Origin of the sequence: Azonexus hydrophilus DSM 23864, from assembly GCF_000429605.1 — a bacterium.
GTDB classification, from domain to species: Bacteria; Pseudomonadota; Gammaproteobacteria; order Burkholderiales; family Rhodocyclaceae; genus Azonexus; species Azonexus hydrophilus.
This window is the reverse complement of sequence record NZ_AUCE01000011.1, coordinates 258324-274630: the sequence shown is the minus strand read 5'-3', so window position 1 is coordinate 274630 and position 16307 is coordinate 258324. Positions and strand designations below refer to the sequence as shown.

Genomic DNA, 16307 nt, shown 5'->3' with positions numbered 1-16307 from the left:
CATTGTCATTTCGGCAAAACGGCTTTCGATGTATCCATTGAGCAATTTTTGTTCCATCCATGGCCCTGTGCCATAATCCACATAACGTTTCGAGGTATGAACATGGACGACAACAAGGCAAAGGCGCTCGCCGCAGCGCTGCAACAGATCGAAAAGCAGTTCGGCAAGGGCTCCATCATGAAGATGGGTGATGCCGAAATCGACGAGGGCATCCAGGTCGTGTCGACCGGTTCGCTCGGCCTCGACATCGCACTCGGCGTCGGCGGCCTGCCGCGCGGCCGGGTGGTCGAAATCTACGGCCCGGAATCGTCGGGCAAGACCACGCTCTGTCTGCAGGTCGTTGCCGAAATGCAGAAGCTTGGCGGTACCGCTGCCTTCATCGATGCCGAACATGCGCTCGATCCGCAATACGCCCAGAAACTCGGCGTCAATGTCGGCGAACTGCTGATCTCGCAGCCCGATACCGGCGAACAGGCGCTGGAAATCGCCGACATGCTGGTCCGTTCCGGCTCGGTCGACATCATCGTCGTCGACTCCGTGGCCGCGCTGACCCCGCGTGCCGAAATCGAGGGCGAGATGGGCGACCAGATGGTCGGCCTGCACGCCCGCCTGATGTCGCAGGCGTTGCGCAAGCTGACCGCCAACATCAAGAAAACCAACACGCTGGTCATCTTCATCAACCAGATCCGGATGAAGATCGGCGTCATGTTCGGCTCGCCGGAAACCACCACCGGCGGCAACGCGCTCAAGTTCTACGCTTCGGTCCGTCTCGACATCCGCCGCATCGGCGGGATCAAGAAGGGCGACGAGGTGGTCGGCAGCGAAACCCGCGTCAAGGTGGTCAAGAACAAGGTATCGCCGCCATTCCGCGAGGCCATCTTCGACATCCTCTACGGTGAGGGGATTTCCCGCGAGGGCGAGATCGTCGAAATGGGCGTTGCCCACAAGCTGGTCGACAAATCCGGTGCCTGGTATTCGTACAAGGGCGAGAAGATCGGCCAGGGTAAAGACAATTCCCGCGAGTTCCTCAAGTCGCACCCGGAAATCGCCCAGGAAATCGAAGCCGGCATCCGCGAAGCGGCGAGCACCACCGTGATCAAGCCGAGCAAGGCCGCCAATGGCTGATCTGCGGGTGCGTGCCTTGCAGTGCCTGACCCGGCGAGATCATAGCCGGGCCGAACTGCATGCCAAACTCGCGGCGCATGCCGACAGTGAAGAAGCCCTGACGGCGGTGCTCGATGCCTTGCAGGCCGAGCACCTGCTGTCGGATACCCGTTATGCCAGCCAGCGAGTTTCGGCGCGTGCCAATCGCTACGGCAATGGCCGCCTGCGCCAGGAATTGCGGCACAAGGGCGTCAGCGATGGCGACATCGAAGCCGCCCTGCCCGAGGCCGGCGACGAGGGTGAACGTTGCCGGGCGATCTGGGCGAAAAAATTCGGGCAGCCCCCCCAATCTGCAGAAGAACGTGCCAAACAGATGCGTTTCCTGCAATATCGCGGCTTTTCTGCAGAAGCGATCCGCCAGACCCTGCGCGGAGCCAGTGAAGAATGAGCCAGCCAACCGCCACTCTGTCCGCGCACAACCTGAAAAAGCGTTACAAGGCGCGCACCGTCGTCGAGGACGTGTCCTTCTCGGTGCGCTCCGGCGAAGTGGTCGGTCTGCTCGGGCCGAACGGTGCCGGCAAGACCACCTGTTTCTACATGATCGTCGGCCTGGTGGCCGCCGATGGCGGCGAAGTCTATATCGACGACGAGCGCCTCACCCACCAGCCGATGCATACACGCGCCCGCACCGGTCTGTCCTACCTGCCGCAGGAAGCCTCGGTGTTCCGCAAGCTCAACGTCGAGGAAAACATCCTCGCCGTGCTCGAACTGCAGAAGTTGCCGGCCGAAGAATGCAGCCAGCGGCTGGAAAGCCTGCTCAACGAACTGCACATCACCCATGTCCGCCACGTGAATGCAGCGGCACTGTCCGGTGGCGAGCGGCGGCGCGTTGAAATTGCCCGGGCGCTGGCGACCAATCCGCGCTTCATCCTGCTCGACGAGCCGTTTGCCGGGGTCGATCCGATCGCCGTGCTGGAAATCCAGAAAATCATCCGCTTCCTCAAGGAACGCGGCATCGGGGTCCTGATCACCGATCACAATGTGCGCGAGACGCTCGGCATCTGCGATCACGCGGTGATCATCAACGCCGGTCATGTACTTTCCTCTGGACGTCCGGAGGAAATTGTCGACAATGAGAGTGTACGCAAGGTTTACCTCGGCGAGCATTTCCGCCTCTGATCTCGCCAAACCAAGATTGCATCAATGAAACCGGCACTTCAGCTCAAGCTTTCGCAGCATCTGGCCCTGACGCCGCAATTACAGCAGTCGATCAAGCTGCTGCAGTTGTCGACCGTCGAGATGCAGCAGGAAATAGAACGCTACCTGCTGGAAAACCCGATGCTCGAGCGCGACGACGACGGACCGGGCGAGTCCTTCGCCGGTGCCCAGCAGTTCGATTCGCCCGACAAGCCGGTCAGCGAACCCGCACCGGCGAGCGAGTCGCGTGAGGATGCCCAGGGTGAGCCGCCGATGACGCCCGGTGACGTCGACGACGATCGCTGGTCCAGCGATGCCGGCACCTTCACCGGCGCCGGCCGCGACGAGGAAGACGACAACGATCCGCAGGACGCCCACGCTTCCAGCGTCAGCCTGCGCGAGCACCTCGGCTGGCAACTGGGGATGACCCAGTTGAGCGATCGCGATCGCAGTCTGGTCCGTTTCCTGATCGAAGCACTCAGCGACGACGGCTATCTCGCCACGCCGCTGGCAGAACTGCTGGAAACCCTGCCGCCCGAGTACGAGGTCGAGCTCGAGGAGCTCGAAATCGCCCTGCGCCATATCCAGAATTTCGATCCGACCGGGATCGGTGCCCGCGACCTGCGCGAATGTCTGCTGCTGCAACTGCAGGTCGAAGAGGATTGCGCCGAGCGCACGCTGGCCCTGACCATTGCCGACAAGCACCTGGAATTGCTGGCTGCCCGCGATTTCGTCAAGATCCGCCGCCTGACCGGCTGCGACGACGAAATCCTGCGTGGTGCGCACGAACTGATCACCAGCCTCAATCCGCGGCCGGCCGCCGGTTATGCGCAGGACGAAGCGCGCTACATCACGCCCGACGTGATCGTGAAGAAGCTCAAGGGTAAATGGACCGCCTACATCAACCCGGATGCTTACCCGCGCCTGCGCGTCAATCGCCTGTACGCCGACATCCTCGCCCGCCAGCGTCGCGGCAATGGCAACCTGAGCGGCCAGTTGCAGGAAGCCCGCTGGCTGATCAAGAACATCCAGCAGCGTTTCGATACCATCCACCGCGTCACCCAGGCCATCGTGGACCGCCAGCGCCAGTTCTTCGAACATGGCGAAGTGGCGATGCGGCCACTGGTGCTGCGCGAGATCGCCGACTTGCTCGGCCTGCACGAATCGACGATTTCCCGCGTTACCAGCCAGAAATACATGGCCACGCCGCGCGGCATCTTCGAACTGAAATACTTCTTCGGCAGCCATGTGTCCACCGATACTGGTGGTGCCTGTTCTGCCACGGCCATTCGTGCCCTGATCAAGCAATTGATTTCGGCGGAAGATGGCAAGAAGCCCTTGTCGGATAGTCAATTATCCGAAATACTAGGCCAGCAGGGAATTGTCGTTGCCCGACGCACGGTTGCCAAATACCGTGAATCGCTCAACATCCCACCGGTCAATTTACGCAAGACCCTGTAGAGAGAGGAGAAAAAATGAATCTGCAAATCAGCGGTCACCATATCGAAGTCACTCCGGCACTGCGCGAATACGTCGAGAACAAGCTCGATCCCGTGCTCCGTCATTTCGACAAGGTTACCGGCGCCAGCGTCGTGCTTTCCGTTGAAAAGCTGAAGCAGAAGGCCGAAGTCACCGTTCACGTTCCGGGCAAGGACATGCATGTCGAGGAAGCCGGGGACGATCTCTACGCCGCCATCGACGCCATGTTCGACAAGCTCGATCGCCAGGTCCAGAAGTACAAGCAGAAGCTGCAGGACCACCATCGTGGCGAAAAGCCGTCGATGCACATCGACGACTAAGCCTGACCGACCGCACCCCTCGGGGTGCGGTTTCTTTGCTGCAAAGTTCTCATGAACCCTCTAGACAACATTCTGACTGCCGACCAGGTCCTGCTTGACCTGGATGCGAGCAGCAAGAAACGTGTTTTCGAACAGGCCGGCATGCTGTTCGAAAGCCGGCTCGACATGTCGCGTTCGTTGATTTTCGACAGCCTGTTCGCACGCGAAAAACTCGGCTCCACGGGCCTTGGCCAGGGTGTAGCCATTCCCCACGGCCGGATCAAGGGCCTCCAGCAGGCCGCCGGCGCGCTGATCCGTCTGGCGACGCCGATCCCCTTCGATTCCCCGGACGGCCGTCCGGTCACCCTGCTGTTCGTGTTGCTGGTACCGGAACAGGCGACCGAAGAGCATCTGCAGATCCTGTCCGAACTGGCCCAGCGCTTTTCCGACCGCGCCTTCCGCGAAGCCTTGCAGGCCGCCCCGGACGCCGAAGCGGTGCTGGCACTGTTCAAGAAGTCCTGACCGGCGCCGTGCGGCACATCAGCCTGGAGCAGTTGTACCAGGACAACCGCGAAAAGCTGTTGTTCAACTGGCTGGCCGGTCAGCGCAACGACCGGCGCATCGAGCTCAAGGCCGCCAGCAATTACGGCGCCGACGTCGTCGGCCACATCAACATCATCCACCCGGAACGCCTGCAGGTCATGGGGCAGGCCGAGTACGACTGGGCCATGCGCATCGGCGAGCGGCGTTTCGGCCAGATGTTCATCGACTTGTTGTCGGCCCGCACGCCGGCGATGATCGTCGCCGACGGCCTGAAGCCCCCCGAATTCATCGTCGATGCCTGCAAGGCCGCCGACGTGCCGCTGATCCTGTCGCCCAAGCACTGTTCGGCGGTCATCGATCACCTGCGCATCTACCTGTCGGCGCGCCTGGCCGACACCATCAGCCTGCACGGCGTGTTCATGGACGTGCTCGGCATGGGCGTGCTGATTACCGGCGATTCCGGGGTTGGCAAATCCGAACTGGCGCTGGAGCTGATCTCGCGCGGCCATGGCCTGGTCGCCGATGATGTGGTCGAGATGGCCCGGATTGCGCCGACCACCATCGAAGGCCGCTGCCCAGGCATGTTGCGCGATTTCCTCGAAGTCCGCGGCCTCGGCCTGCTCAATATCCGCACCATCTTCGGCGAGACCGCCTCGCGCCGCAAGATGAAATTGAAGCTGATCGTGCACCTGCAGCGCACGATTGCCATGGAAGACGCGCCGCGTCTGCCGCTCGACGCACAAAGCCAGGATGTGCTTGGCGTGCCGATCCGCAAGGTGGTGATTCCGGTGGCTGCCGGGCGCAACCTGGCGGTGTTGATGGAAGCCGCGGTACGCAACACCATCCTGCAATATCGCGGCATCGACAGCATGCAGGACTTCGTCGAGCGGCAGAGCCGCATGATGAACGACGACGACGTCTGAGCCGCGTTAGCGGCGAGTCGCTCAGAGGTGTTCGAATTCGACCCGGTCAGCTGCCGGATCGTTGAGCGAACTGCCAAAACACACGACACCGCTGCCTTCGAGCAGGATTTCATGCTTGCGCAGGGTGATTTCCTGGCGCCCCTGCATGCTCAGGAAACTGCCGTTGGTGCTGGTGTCGATCAGGTAATAACCATCGCGGCGCCGTTCGATGCGGGCGTGCATGCGTGACACCTTGCGGTTCTGGATCAACATGGCACAGGATGGATCGCGTCCCAGGCTGAGGACCGGCGTGTTGTCGTCGATCAGGTAGGCCTTGCCCCGATAGCGCAGGCACAGGCGCTCGGCCAGCTTGTGGCTGAGTGGGCCGAACATCGAGTGCTGCGGCGCCGGCGCGCCATTCTGTGCGGGCCAGTGAATCTGGAACACCGGAACGACGGCATCCTGTTCGAACAGATTGTCGATGTCCGGGCGCGGGTTGGCCTGAACGACGGCGCTGGCCGGCAGGGTCTGAACGACCGGCCCGCTGCACAGGATCTGATCGGTGGTGGCCAGCGCCGCCATGCGCATGATGCTGGTCAGCTTGCCGGCCGATGGCGCCTCGGCGCCGTCGCTATCGTGCAGGGCGATGCGGATGCCCAGCTTGTGACCAGAGATTGGCGGCAGGTCGGCGACCCGTTGGTGCATGTCGATGGCCGACTGACAGGCCGATTCGGCACTCGGGAAAATGGCCAGGATTTCGTCGCCGGCGGTTTGCAGGAGTTTGCCCTGATAGCCCTCGACCGAGCGGCTCATGCGCTTGATGCAGCGGTCAATGGCCCGATCCGCCTCTTGCGCGTTCAAACGCTGGTGAAGCGAAGCACTGCCGGAAATGTCGGCAACCATGATGACAGGAATCGGGTGCTGCGCGTTCATGGGCAAGATCGGATGTTGGACGGCTGATTATATGACGAAGTCCGCCGGTTGACAGCGGGCCGTCATGCAGCAGGATTGATCGGTATGCTGCCGCTGATGGGCATTTCCTCGCTGTCGAACGCGATATCGCCCTGTTCGACCGGGGTGTCCAGCGTCAGATTGCGGAAATCGAACAGATTGTTGTCGCCCAGGTGGGACGGTACGACGTTCTGGATCGCGGTGAACACGGCCTCGGTACGCCCGGGGTAGCGCTTGTCCCAGTCGTGCATCATTTCCTTGATCTTCTGCCGCTGCAGGTTCTCCTGCGAACCGCACAGATTGCAGGGAATGATCGGGAATTCCATGCCGCGGGCGAACTTGGCGATATCGGCCTCCGAGCAGTAGGCCAGCGGCCGGATCACCACATGCGCCTTGTCGTCGGTGACCAGCTTGGGCGGCATGGCCTTCATCTTGCCGCCGAACAGCATGTTCAGGAACAGCGTATGCACCATGTCGTCGCGGTGGTGGCCAAGGGCGATCTTGTTGGCGCCAAGTTCCTTGGCGGTACGGTAGATGATCCCCCGGCGCAGGCGCGAGCACAGCGAACAGGTGGTCTTGCCCTCGGGAATCTTGTCCTTGACGATCGAATAGGTGTCGGCTTCGACGATGCGGTGTTCGATACCCAGCGATTCGAAATAGCGCGGCAGGACATCTTCCGGGAAACCCGGCTGCTTCTGGTCGAGGTTCATGGCGATCAGGCGGAACTTGACCGGCGCCCGCTGCTGCAGCGCCATCAGCATCGCCAGCAGGGTGTAGGAATCCTTGCCGCCGGAACAGCAGACCAGAATGGTGTCGCCGTCCTCGATCATGTTGTAGTCCATGATGGCCTTGCCGGTGCGGCCTTCAAGGAATTTGCGGAGTTTTTGCAGATTGGCGGATACGGGCGTGTTCATGGTCGGGAAGTCTTCGCGATGGGCCTGGCTGAATTGCAGCAACCCGCAAGTTTACACGCTTCCTTCGGCAAACCGGCCCGGCGAATTAGAATGGAGCCTTTGCCCGCCGATGAGCCAACTGCCCGCGCCCTCTCCTGATGCCCTTGCCCACAGCAGGCAGGTGCATGAAGCGATTGCCAATACCGTGGTCGCCGAAGGCGGCTTCCTGTCCTTTGCCCGCTATATGGAAATGGCGCTTTACGCGCCGGGGCTGGGTTATTACGCAGCCGGGGCACGCAAATTCGGGGCGGCGGGGGATTTCGTCACGGCGCCGGAAATGACGCCGCTGTTCGGTCAGGCCCTGGCGGCCCAGATCGCCCAAGTCATGGCGCTTTCTGCCCGGACCGTGATCGAAGTTGGCGCGGGTTCCGGGCGACTTGCTGCCGACCTGCTGCTGGCGTTCGAGCAGCTTGGCTGTCTGCCCGACAGCTATGCCATCCTGGATCTGTCGCCCGACCTGCGCGAACGCCAGCGCGAGACGATCGCCGCCGCTGCGCCGCATCTGCTGTCGCGAGTGGTCTGGCTGGACCGGCTGCCGGAAACATTCTCCGGCGTGGTGGTGGCCAATGAACTGCTCGACGCCCTGCCCGCCCATCTGGTGGTCTGGGACGAGGATGTCATCCGCGAACGCGGTGTGGCCCTCGATGCCGACGGCCGTTTCACGTGGAACGAGCGCCCGGCCACCGGCGCGCTGCTGGCCGCGGCTCGCGAAATCGCCGATGAAACCGGTACCGGCGGCGCCTATCTGTCCGAGATTTCACTGGCGGCGCGGGCCTGGTCGGCGGAATGGGGGAAGATACTGCAGCAGGGCATGCTGCTGCTGATCGATTACGGCTTTCCGCGCCACGAGTTCTACCACCCGCAGCGCCGCCAGGGCACCCTGATGTGCCACTACCGCCACCACGCCCATCCCGACCCCTTCTATCTGCCGGGTTTGCAGGATCTGACCGTGCACGTCGACTTCACGGCAATCATCGCTGCCGCCCACGGCGCCGGCCTCGATTTGCTGGGCTATACCAACCAGGGCCAGTTCCTGCTGAATTGCGGCGTGCTCGACCACCTGGCCAGGATTCCGGCCGATACCGCAGACTATTTCCGGGCGTCGGCAGCCACGGCGAAACTGACCATGCCGCACGAGATGGGCGAACTGTTCAAGGTCATCGCCATTAGTCGGGGCATCGACGAAGCCTTGATCGGTTTTTCCCGGGGCGACCAGAGTCGCCGTTTATAGAAATTGCGACTACACTGAAACCATCAGCCGTTAACCGGGAGTTCTGCTATGGATGTATCCGCAATCGTTGGTGCCAGTGGCGCACTGACCCAGCAGCAGACTGCCATGCAGGCGAGCATGCTGGTGCTCAAGAAAGCCATCGATATCGAAGCCGCCAACGCCCTGCAGCTATTGCAGACCTTGCCGCAGGTGGCCAGCAACCCGGCCAACCTCGGCAACAGCATCGATATCAGGGCCTGAGACCGTCCAGCCAGGTCTGAATGATGGCCGCCGCGCGCGGCCATTCCTTTTCATGGGTAATGGCGTGACCCATGTTGTGTAGGATGTGCGAAGGCTGGCCGTAGGTGTGGGCGGTGGTCTGGACCAGGAAGGCTGGCACCAGCGCATCCTGGTCGGCGCCGACGATCAGCATCGGTGGCCGGTGCATGTGGTAGAGGTTGGGCAGGTTGAACATCGACATGTCCCAGATGGCCCGTTGCGACTCGTTCTGCATCTTGCCCAGCCAGATGGCGAGCATGGCCGGGTCGGCCTCACCGGCGAACAGCGCATCGCGCAAGGTGTCGGTATCGGTGTAGTTGCCGGCGAGGATACGGTTGATTTCCAGGAACAGTTCCGGCTTCTGCAGCATCAGGTGAAACTGGGCGGCAATCAGGCCTTGTGGCGGCACCGAGCAAAGCAGTGCTGCGGCCGGGGCCGGGTAGCGTTCGAGGTATTTCTGCACGACGAAGCCGCCCATCGAGTGGCCGAGCAGTACCGGGTCGATGGCCAGCGTATCGATCACGCTGCGGACATCGTCGACGTAATCGGCAATCGATAGCCAGTTGATCTGCTCGTGCCCCTGGCTACCGCCATGGCCCCGGAGCGACAGGGCATAACAGGGATGGCCGGCCGCCGCGAAATACGGCATGAAGGTTTCGGTCCACATCCAGCCGCCGGCAAAGGCGCCGTGGATGAAGAGAAGCGCTGGTTTGTCGGTGTTGCCGTTGGGCAGGCAGGAAAATACTTCCAGTCCGCCAATGTCTTGGGTTGCTATCATGGGGTTTCAGGCTGTCGCCGTGGTTAAATGCGGGCTTTCGCACGCTGGGTGAATACATGTTGAAGTGGATACTGACGCTGGTGGTGGCGATCTTCCTGCTCGGACTGGTCACGCCTCACCTCGCCCGCTTCATCCGCTTTGGCCAACTGCCGGGCGACGTCGCCTTCCGCTGGCGCGGTCGTGTTTACCATTTCCCCTTTGTCAGCATCATCATCCTGTCACTGCTGCTCTGGCTCATCTCCCGCCTCATTTAGCAGGGCGCGGACGGCTTTGATGCGGGCCAGGCGGATGCGTTCCGGAATCTTGCCGTGTTCCTTGGTATCGGCGGCAATGCGCCCGGCGTCGACGGTATTGACCGCTGCCAAAACCTTGTACAGCAGGTCCGGGCTGTCGTAGCTGCGGTTTTCCCAGCCGGCACGGCCGGTGTAGTCGCAGCGGCAGGTGTCGAGTAGTTCGCCGAAGCGCGCCGGTCGGCGCAGGGCATCGCATTTTTCCAGCAAGTCGACCAGGGTTGCCGCACGCATCTCGCCGGCGCGGTGGATGGTGCCGTGGTGTCGCGCCATCAGCAGCGCCAGGTCGCGGCATTCGTTGGGGACGCGCAGGCGCTCGCTCATTGTCTGGCAGAGTTGCAGGCTGCGCATCTCGTGGCCGATATGCCGGGGCAGGATGTCGGCCGGCGTCGTCGCCTTGCCGAGGTCGTGGCACAGCGCGGCGTAGCGGACGGTGAGCGGGAAACCGTAGTGGGCGGCCTGGTCGATGACCATCAGCGTGTGGATGCCGGCGTCGATCTCGGGATGGTAATCGGCCCGCTGCGGTACGCCGAACAGGGCGTCGACCTCGGGCAGCAAACGGACCAGCGCGCCGCACTCGCGCAGTACCTCGAACATCCGTGACGGCTTCGCTTCCATCAGCCCCTTGGCCAGCTCCTGCCAGACGCGTTCGGCGACCAGGTGATCGACCTCGCCGTCGGCGACCATGGCGCGCATCAGCGTCAGGGTTTCCGGGGCGATGGTGAAGTCGTGGAAGCGGGCGGCGAAGCGGGCGATGCGCAGGATGCGCACCGGGTCCTCGGCAAAGGCCGGGCCGACGTGGCGCAGGATTTTTGCCTGCAGGTCGCCCTGGCCGTTGAAGGGGTCGATCACCCTGCCCTCGTTGTCGCGCGCCATGGCGTTGATGGTCAGGTCGCGGCGGGCCAGGTCCTGTTCCAGCGTGACGTCGGCGGCGGCGTGAAAGGTGAAGCCGTGGTAGCCCCGCCCGCTCTTGCGTTCGGTGCGAGCGAGCGCATACTCCTCGTGGCTGTCGGGGTGCAGGAAGACCGGGAAGTCCTTGCCGACCGGGCGGAAGCCGGCGGCCAGCATGGCTTCCGGGGTGGCACCGACGACCACATAGTCGCGGTCGTCGCAGGGCCGGCCGAGCAGTTCGTCCCGGACGGCGCCGCCGACGATGTAAACCTGCACGGCGGGCGTTACGCGCTCAGCGGCCGGCGCGGAAGCGGAAGCTGTCGAGCTTGCCCTTCGGCGTCCGGTGCGCGATGTAGGTCGGCGCCACGGCTTCGACGGCGGTCGGCTGCCAGCCGGCCGGTGCATTGCAGTTGCCGTCGCCGACACTGTCGACCTGCATCGAACGCAGGTTGTCGGGCGACATCAGCGGATTCGGTGCCAGCCACATCAGGCCGGCCTGCAGGTAGGCCCAGCCTTCGGACAGGGCGATGACGCGGGCCTTGCTGCCGGTCAGCGCGGCGGTGTAATCGACCAGCTGGCGCAGCGTGTACACCTGCGGGCCGACCAGGTCGTAGGCCTGGCCGAAAGTGGCGGCATCGCTCAGCGAATCGACGAAGGCATCGGCGACATCGGCAACCCACACCGGCTGGAAGCGGGCATGGCCGAAACCGAGCGGGAAGATCGGCGCCGACTTGAGCACCTTGGCGAACATCGACAGGAAGGAGTCGCCGAGGCCGAAGATCACCGACGGGCGGAACACGGTCACGTCGAGTTCGCCGGCGGCAGCCATCACCACGGCTTCGCCGTCGCCCTTGGAGGCGAGGTATTCCGACGGACCTTTGGGGTCGGCCTTGAGCGCGCTCATGTGCACCAGACGGCGGACGCCGGCGGCCTTGCAGGCGGCGACGATCTTCTTCGGCAATTCGACGTGGGCGCGGGCGAAATCGTCGCTGTACGGGAACTTGACGTCGCGGCTGTGCAGGATGCCGACGAGGTTGATCACCGCATCGTGGCCGCGGACCAGTTCGGTCAGCGTTTCCGGGCAGTGGATGTTGGCTTCCGGCATGTCGACGCCGGGCTGCATGATTAGCGCCTTGGTCCGCTCGCGGCGACGCGTCGGTACGGTGACCTCGATGCCACGCTGGGCCAGGCGATTGACGATGTAGGTACCGACAAAACCGCTACCCCCCAGCAGCAAGACCTTTTTGATACTCATCCGTAACCCCGCGAAAACGTTTTCGTGAAACCGCGATTTTACGGTAAATACGGGCGCGGCGTCAGGGTCTGACCGTCAGCCAGCCGCTGCCAGTGCCCGCGCCAGCAGGCGGGCAAACAGCGGCGGCTCGCCGAACTGGCGAATGCTGCCATCGCGTAGCCGCAGGTCCAGCAGTTGTGGGTGGATAGCAAGCGCCAGACGGGGGGCGGGGCTGAACAGCAGGCTACGGCCGCTGGCCGGGCTGCGATGGCACAGGCAGAGGATGTGGTCTACGCCTTCCAGATTGACGCTCAGCCAGGTGCCCTGGCCGGGAAGCGATCCGGGCGGTTCGCCGCTGGCCGGGTCGGGCAGATCCAGCGTATGCAGGATCAGGTCGCCGGCTTCGACCCGGCCCTGGGTCATCTGCCGGTTGCGGCCCGGCCGAGGCAAAGACATGGCGGGTTCGAGTCCGTCTTCTGCCGGGCCAGCGCTTGCCCGCATGGCTCGCGTCTGCAATTCGAAACAGGCGTCGAGAATGCCGGCCTGAGTTTCGGCCGGCAGTTGCAACTGCTCCATACCGGCCTTGAGCGATTTCAGGACGACAGGGAGTTCGCGCGCCAGGGCCTGGCGTTCTTCGCCAACAGCCTTTGGCCGGAAAGACCAGAGCAGCGTCGACAGCGTCCGGGCATTGGCCTGCCAGCTGGGGCCGCTGATGCCTTCCTCGAACCAGGCCTTTTCCAGCAGGCGTTTCCAGTGCTGGCGGAAGAAGTCCTGCAAAATCGGCGGCAGGCCGTCGATTTCCCGTGTTTCGAGCAGGCGACGAATGTCGCCGGCGGCCTGGTCGCGGCGGTCGAGCTGGTGCAGCAAGGGCAGATAGGCCGCAGCCTGGCCGTAAATTTCGTGCAGTTGCTCGGTGAGTAACTCGTCGACCGCATCGGCCGCGATGGCAATGCCTTCGCTATGGCCGCCGAATCCGCCTTTCAACTGGGCGATCACCTCGGCGATTTTTTTGAACGTGGGATGCTGACGGTCGGCGTTGGCTGGCAGGGGAATGCAGAGGGCGCCGATGCGGTCGATCAGTCGGCGCAGCGGGTGATCGGCACGCGAGAAGAGGGTCTTGTCCTTGAGTGCCAGCCTGACCGTGATGACCTGAAGCTCGGCGAGCTGGAGTTTCAGTGTGTCGGGGAGCCCGGGATCGGCGAAGGCCGCCGAATAGAACTGGCCGACGGCGTCGATGGCCTGGCCTTCGGCGGTTGCTGCCGGAACGCCCAGTTCCTGGGCGCGCACGGCTTCCATGGCCGGTGCGGGGTGCTCCGTGGTTTCGGCGAACAGGCCCGGAATCAGTGTTTCCAGCTTGGGTGAGGTCGCGGTCAGGAAGTCCGTGCTGTTGCGCTGGTTACGTTCGAGCTGTTCCAGGCGGAACATCAGGTTGTCCAGCGCGGCCTGGCTGAGCAGGCGCTGGCTGGCGACAGGTGTGCCGGTCTTGCTCGCCCGGCCGGCCAGTTGCGCGATCACGCCTTGCGTTGCCGGCTCGCTGGCGACCGGGGGTGGTACTGGCTGGCTGGGGGCGCTGACAGTCGGGCGGGGTGTTTCGCCGGAGCCGATGATGGCGGGTTGGGCGGCTTCGGCGCCAACCCGGTCGAGCAAGCTGTCGATGTTGGTGTAAATGACTGGCAAACCCTCGCGCAGCAAGGCTTCGATGCGGTCGAGCAGATCGAACTTCTCGTCGAGCGAGCTGGCGCCGGCGGCCGCAAACAGCGAATGCAGGCCGGCAACGATGGCTTGCGGCCCGACCGGGTTGTGCGTCTTGGGCAGATCCGGGCGGCCAAGCAGGGTGACGAAGCGCAGATGCGTCTTCCACAGCTGGACGCTGGTCGATTCGCTCAGGCGTTTGCACAGGTTGTCGAGCCGGATGTCGAGTTCGAGGTCGTCATCACCGACCAGCGAGATTTTCGATGAGGTCAGCCCTTTTGCTTCTTCCTCGAAGCTGCCCGTGCGCTGGCTGGTCTGCATGGCGTCGAAGTGGCGGCCGGTACCACCCAGCATTGCCGAAATGGCGGCTTCGGACACCAGTCGGCTATCGCGCAGCAGCGTCGACAACTGGTCAAGGAAAGCGCTTCGACAGGCCTTGAGTACCTGAAAGCGATCAAAGCGGCCGGCTGAGCTGGGCAGGGTCACGGTTGGACTTTGGCGTGGTCATGAGGGCCGTTGATGGCCAAGGCGCCATTGTGACATCAACGACAAATTATGGCAGCACTGTCAGGGCAGATCGCGTTCCTTGGGTGGTGCATCCGAGGCCGGGGTGACGACGCCGAGGCGGGTTTTCAGCGAATCCGGGCGACCGTTGAACAGGGCGGAGTAATAGACGGCGTTACTCATCACCTTTTTCACGTAATCGCGGGTTTCGGTGAAGGGAATGGTCTCGGCGTAGATGGCGCCTTCGATGGTCTGCTCGGCCCGCCAGCGGCGGGCCCGTCCGGGGCCGGCGTTGTAGGCGGCGGAAGCCAGGACCGGATGATTGTCGAGGTTTTCCATGACCATGCGCATGTAGGAGGTGCCCAGCAGGATGTTCACATCGGTGTCGTTGACCCGGCTCGGGTGGAAGTCCTCGAGGCCGATCTTCTTGGCCACCCAGCGGGCGGTTGCCGGCATCAACTGCATCAGGCCGGAGGCGCCGACGCTGGAGCGGGCATTGGTGATGAAGCGGCTTTCCTGGCGCATCAGCCCGTATACCCAGGCGTCGTCGACGGATTGCTGGCGGGCGACCGGACGGATCTGCTCGGCAAACGGCGACAGGAAACGCAGGGTGTAGTCATGTTCGTTGCGGGTCCGTTCGGCGGTGTTGATGGCGCGGTCCCAGATCTGTTGCTGGCGGGCAAGCTCGGCGGCGGCCAGCAGCTCGCGGTCGCTCATGCCGCGCAGGGCCCAGTTCCATTCGCGTACGGCCTCTGTGCGCATGTCCAGCCGGAACAGGGTCAGTGCCCGTTGCAGGCCGGCGTGGCGCCGTGCAGCCTGCATCTCGTCGTTGCTCGGCGGCGTGGTCCGCGGCGGCGGCAGAACCACGCGACCCAGTTCCTCGTCGGCCAGGTTGCCGTAGAAATGCGCTTCACCGGCAATCCGGGCAAACAGGGCGTCGGCTTCGCTCAGGCGGCCGCCGGCCTTGTAGGCGCGACCCAGCCAGTAAACCCACTCGGGCCGGTTGGCCAGGGTCGGTGGCATGGCCTCGATGGCGGTGCGGACGGCACCCCAGTCGGTGGCGCGCAAGGCGCTGCGCACCTTCCATTGGTGATTTTCTTCGCTCAGCGTGCTGCGCCCTGCCCGGCCGTACCATTTCAGGGTTTCCGGATGGTGCTTGCGGGCTGCCTGGAGGGCGATCTGGCTCCAGGCCCAATGGGCCTCGCCAGCCTGCAACTGGCTCTCCCGGCGCTCGAGTTCGCGGGCGGCGGCCGAGGGATCGTTGGCTGCGACGTAGCGAATGGCGATCGCCGTCAGCTCCCGACCGTTACGCGTGCCATGCCAGTCGCCGGTCTGCCGGGCCAGGTAGGACATGGCGTTGTTCACCGCGTTGTCGTACTGCTTGGCATCCGGTGCCCGACCGGCCGGTAGCAGGTCAAGGGTACGCCGGGCCCATTGCGGGCGGTTGGCTTCGATCTGCAGGCGGGCACGGTTCCAGGCGTCGTCGGTACTGATCCGGCCGCTGTTGACCAGGCTGACGAGCAGCGGCTGGCAGCCTTCCGGCGGTTCGAGCATGGTCAGCCACAAGGGGCTGGCTTCATCCAGCGCGCTGCGCTCGCCGCGCGCCCAGCGGGCTTGCTGGAAGAGGCAGGTGACTTCCGCTTCCGGGGCGAGCAGCCGGGGGTATTCGCTCTCGATCAGGTTCCACGTGGAACGCCGGGCCAGCCAGCGCAGCCAGTCGGCACGCAGCCGCTCGGCAGCGTGGGTGCCGTCGTGCGTGATCAGGAAAGCAGGGATGCCGCTGTCGTCGTTGCGGGCGAGAAGATTGCGCAAGCGGTAGTTTTCCGCATAGATCGCCAGCGGGTGGTCACCGATACGGGCGACTGCCGACTGCAGGCGATTGGCGTCGCCTTGCCGGAAGGCTTCGCGCGCGGCGATGAAAACGCTGTCGTCGATGGTCTGGGCGGATGCGGTGCTGGCGATAGCCAGGGCGGCGAGTAATGCGCGAAACTTCATGCTAGA

The 16307-nt window shown here is 63.7% G+C and carries 17 protein-coding genes; 10 read left to right on the top strand and 7 right to left on the bottom strand.

Features of this window, described 5'->3' with window-relative positions; genetic code table 11:
* The first annotated feature begins 102 nt into the window (after nt 1-102).
* Genes recA through hprK form a run of 7 tightly spaced genes read left to right on the top strand, consistent with a single transcriptional unit; the run spans nt 103 to nt 5545 of the window.
* Nucleotides 103-1125, top strand: coding sequence for a recombinase RecA (gene recA, locus G471_RS0101935; RefSeq protein WP_028993839.1), 1023 nt, complete (start codon nt 103-105; stop codon nt 1123-1125).
* A complete protein-coding gene (gene recX / locus G471_RS0101930; RefSeq protein WP_028993838.1) occupies nt 1118-1552 on the top strand; it encodes a recombination regulator RecX in 435 nt (144 codons plus the stop codon). The genes recA and recX overlap by 8 nt, the downstream gene beginning before the upstream one ends.
* The gene (gene lptB / locus G471_RS0101925) at nt 1549-2283 is read left to right on the top strand and encodes an LPS export ABC transporter ATP-binding protein (protein WP_028993837.1); all 735 of its coding nucleotides are present in this window, start codon (nt 1549-1551) and stop codon (nt 2281-2283) included. Before recX ends, lptB begins: the two co-directional genes overlap by 4 nt.
* Nucleotides 2284-2307: 24 nt before the next feature.
* Nucleotides 2308-3762: an RNA polymerase factor sigma-54 gene (locus tag G471_RS0101920; RefSeq protein WP_028993836.1), complete on the top strand. Its 1455-nt coding sequence runs from the start codon at nt 2308-2310 to the stop codon at nt 3760-3762.
* Nucleotides 3763-3776: 14 nt separating this feature from the next.
* Entirely contained in the window at nt 3777-4100 is a 324-nt protein-coding gene (gene hpf / locus G471_RS0101915; protein WP_028993835.1) for a ribosome hibernation-promoting factor, HPF/YfiA family, read from the top strand.
* A gap of 51 nt (nt 4101-4151) precedes the next feature.
* On the top strand, nt 4152-4601 hold the full coding sequence (gene ptsN, locus G471_RS0101910; protein ID WP_028993834.1) for a PTS IIA-like nitrogen regulatory protein PtsN: 450 nt from the start codon (nt 4152-4154) through the stop codon (nt 4599-4601).
* Between the two features lie 8 nt (nt 4602-4609).
* Nucleotides 4610-5545 carry an HPr(Ser) kinase/phosphatase gene (gene hprK, locus G471_RS0101905; protein WP_028993833.1) on the top strand — a complete coding sequence of 312 codons (936 nt, stop codon included), beginning with the start codon at nt 4610-4612 and terminating at the stop codon, nt 5543-5545.
* Between the two features lie 21 nt (nt 5546-5566).
* On the opposite strand, the gene G471_RS0101900 is transcribed toward hprK, so the two are convergent.
* A complete protein-coding gene (locus G471_RS0101900) occupies nt 5567-6457 on the bottom strand; it encodes an adenylate/guanylate cyclase domain-containing protein (protein WP_028993832.1) in 891 nt (296 codons plus the stop codon).
* A 62-nt stretch (nt 6458-6519) separates the two neighbouring features.
* The gene (gene ttcA / locus G471_RS0101895; RefSeq protein WP_028993831.1) at nt 6520-7389 is read right to left on the bottom strand and encodes a tRNA 2-thiocytidine(32) synthetase TtcA; all 870 of its coding nucleotides are present in this window, start codon (nt 7387-7389) and stop codon (nt 6520-6522) included.
* Between the two features lie 109 nt (nt 7390-7498).
* On the opposite strand from ttcA, the gene G471_RS0101890 reads away from it, so the two are divergent.
* Nucleotides 7499-8659: a class I SAM-dependent methyltransferase gene (locus G471_RS0101890; protein WP_028993830.1), complete on the top strand. Its 1161-nt coding sequence runs from the start codon at nt 7499-7501 to the stop codon at nt 8657-8659.
* A 48-nt stretch (nt 8660-8707) separates the two neighbouring features.
* Nucleotides 8708-8899, top strand: coding sequence for a YjfB family protein (locus G471_RS0101885; protein WP_028993829.1), 192 nt, complete (start codon nt 8708-8710; stop codon nt 8897-8899).
* Here G471_RS0101885 and G471_RS0101880 read toward each other — a convergent pair.
* Nucleotides 8889-9695 (bottom strand): alpha/beta hydrolase, encoded by an 807-nt coding sequence (locus G471_RS0101880; protein ID WP_028993828.1) that lies wholly within the window; start codon nt 9693-9695, stop codon nt 8889-8891. The genes G471_RS0101885 and G471_RS0101880 overlap by 11 nt on opposite strands.
* 56 nt (nt 9696-9751) lie before the next feature.
* On the opposite strand from G471_RS0101880, the gene G471_RS0101875 reads away from it, so the two are divergent.
* Nucleotides 9752-9949: a DUF2905 domain-containing protein gene (locus G471_RS0101875; protein WP_028993827.1), complete on the top strand. Its 198-nt coding sequence runs from the start codon at nt 9752-9754 to the stop codon at nt 9947-9949.
* On the opposite strand, the gene G471_RS0101870 is transcribed toward G471_RS0101875, so the two are convergent.
* The 4 genes from G471_RS0101870 to G471_RS0101855 form a co-directional block, all read right to left on the bottom strand.
* Nucleotides 9914-11152, bottom strand: a complete 1239-nt coding sequence (locus tag G471_RS0101870; protein WP_028993826.1) for a multifunctional CCA addition/repair protein — start codon at nt 11150-11152, stop codon at nt 9914-9916. The genes G471_RS0101875 and G471_RS0101870 overlap by 36 nt on opposite strands.
* A 16-nt stretch (nt 11153-11168) precedes the next feature.
* Complete coding sequence (locus G471_RS0101865; RefSeq protein WP_028993825.1) at nt 11169-12131, bottom strand: complex I NDUFA9 subunit family protein; 963 nt, start codon at nt 12129-12131, stop codon at nt 11169-11171.
* Between the two features lie 75 nt (nt 12132-12206).
* Nucleotides 12207-14288, bottom strand: a complete 2082-nt coding sequence (locus tag G471_RS0101860) for a DUF1631 family protein (RefSeq protein WP_157272424.1) — start codon at nt 14286-14288, stop codon at nt 12207-12209.
* A gap of 81 nt (nt 14289-14369) precedes the next feature.
* Nucleotides 14370-16301, bottom strand: coding sequence for a lytic transglycosylase domain-containing protein (locus tag G471_RS0101855; RefSeq protein ID WP_028993823.1), 1932 nt, complete (start codon nt 16299-16301; stop codon nt 14370-14372).
* Between the last annotated feature and the right edge of the window lie 6 nt (nt 16302-16307).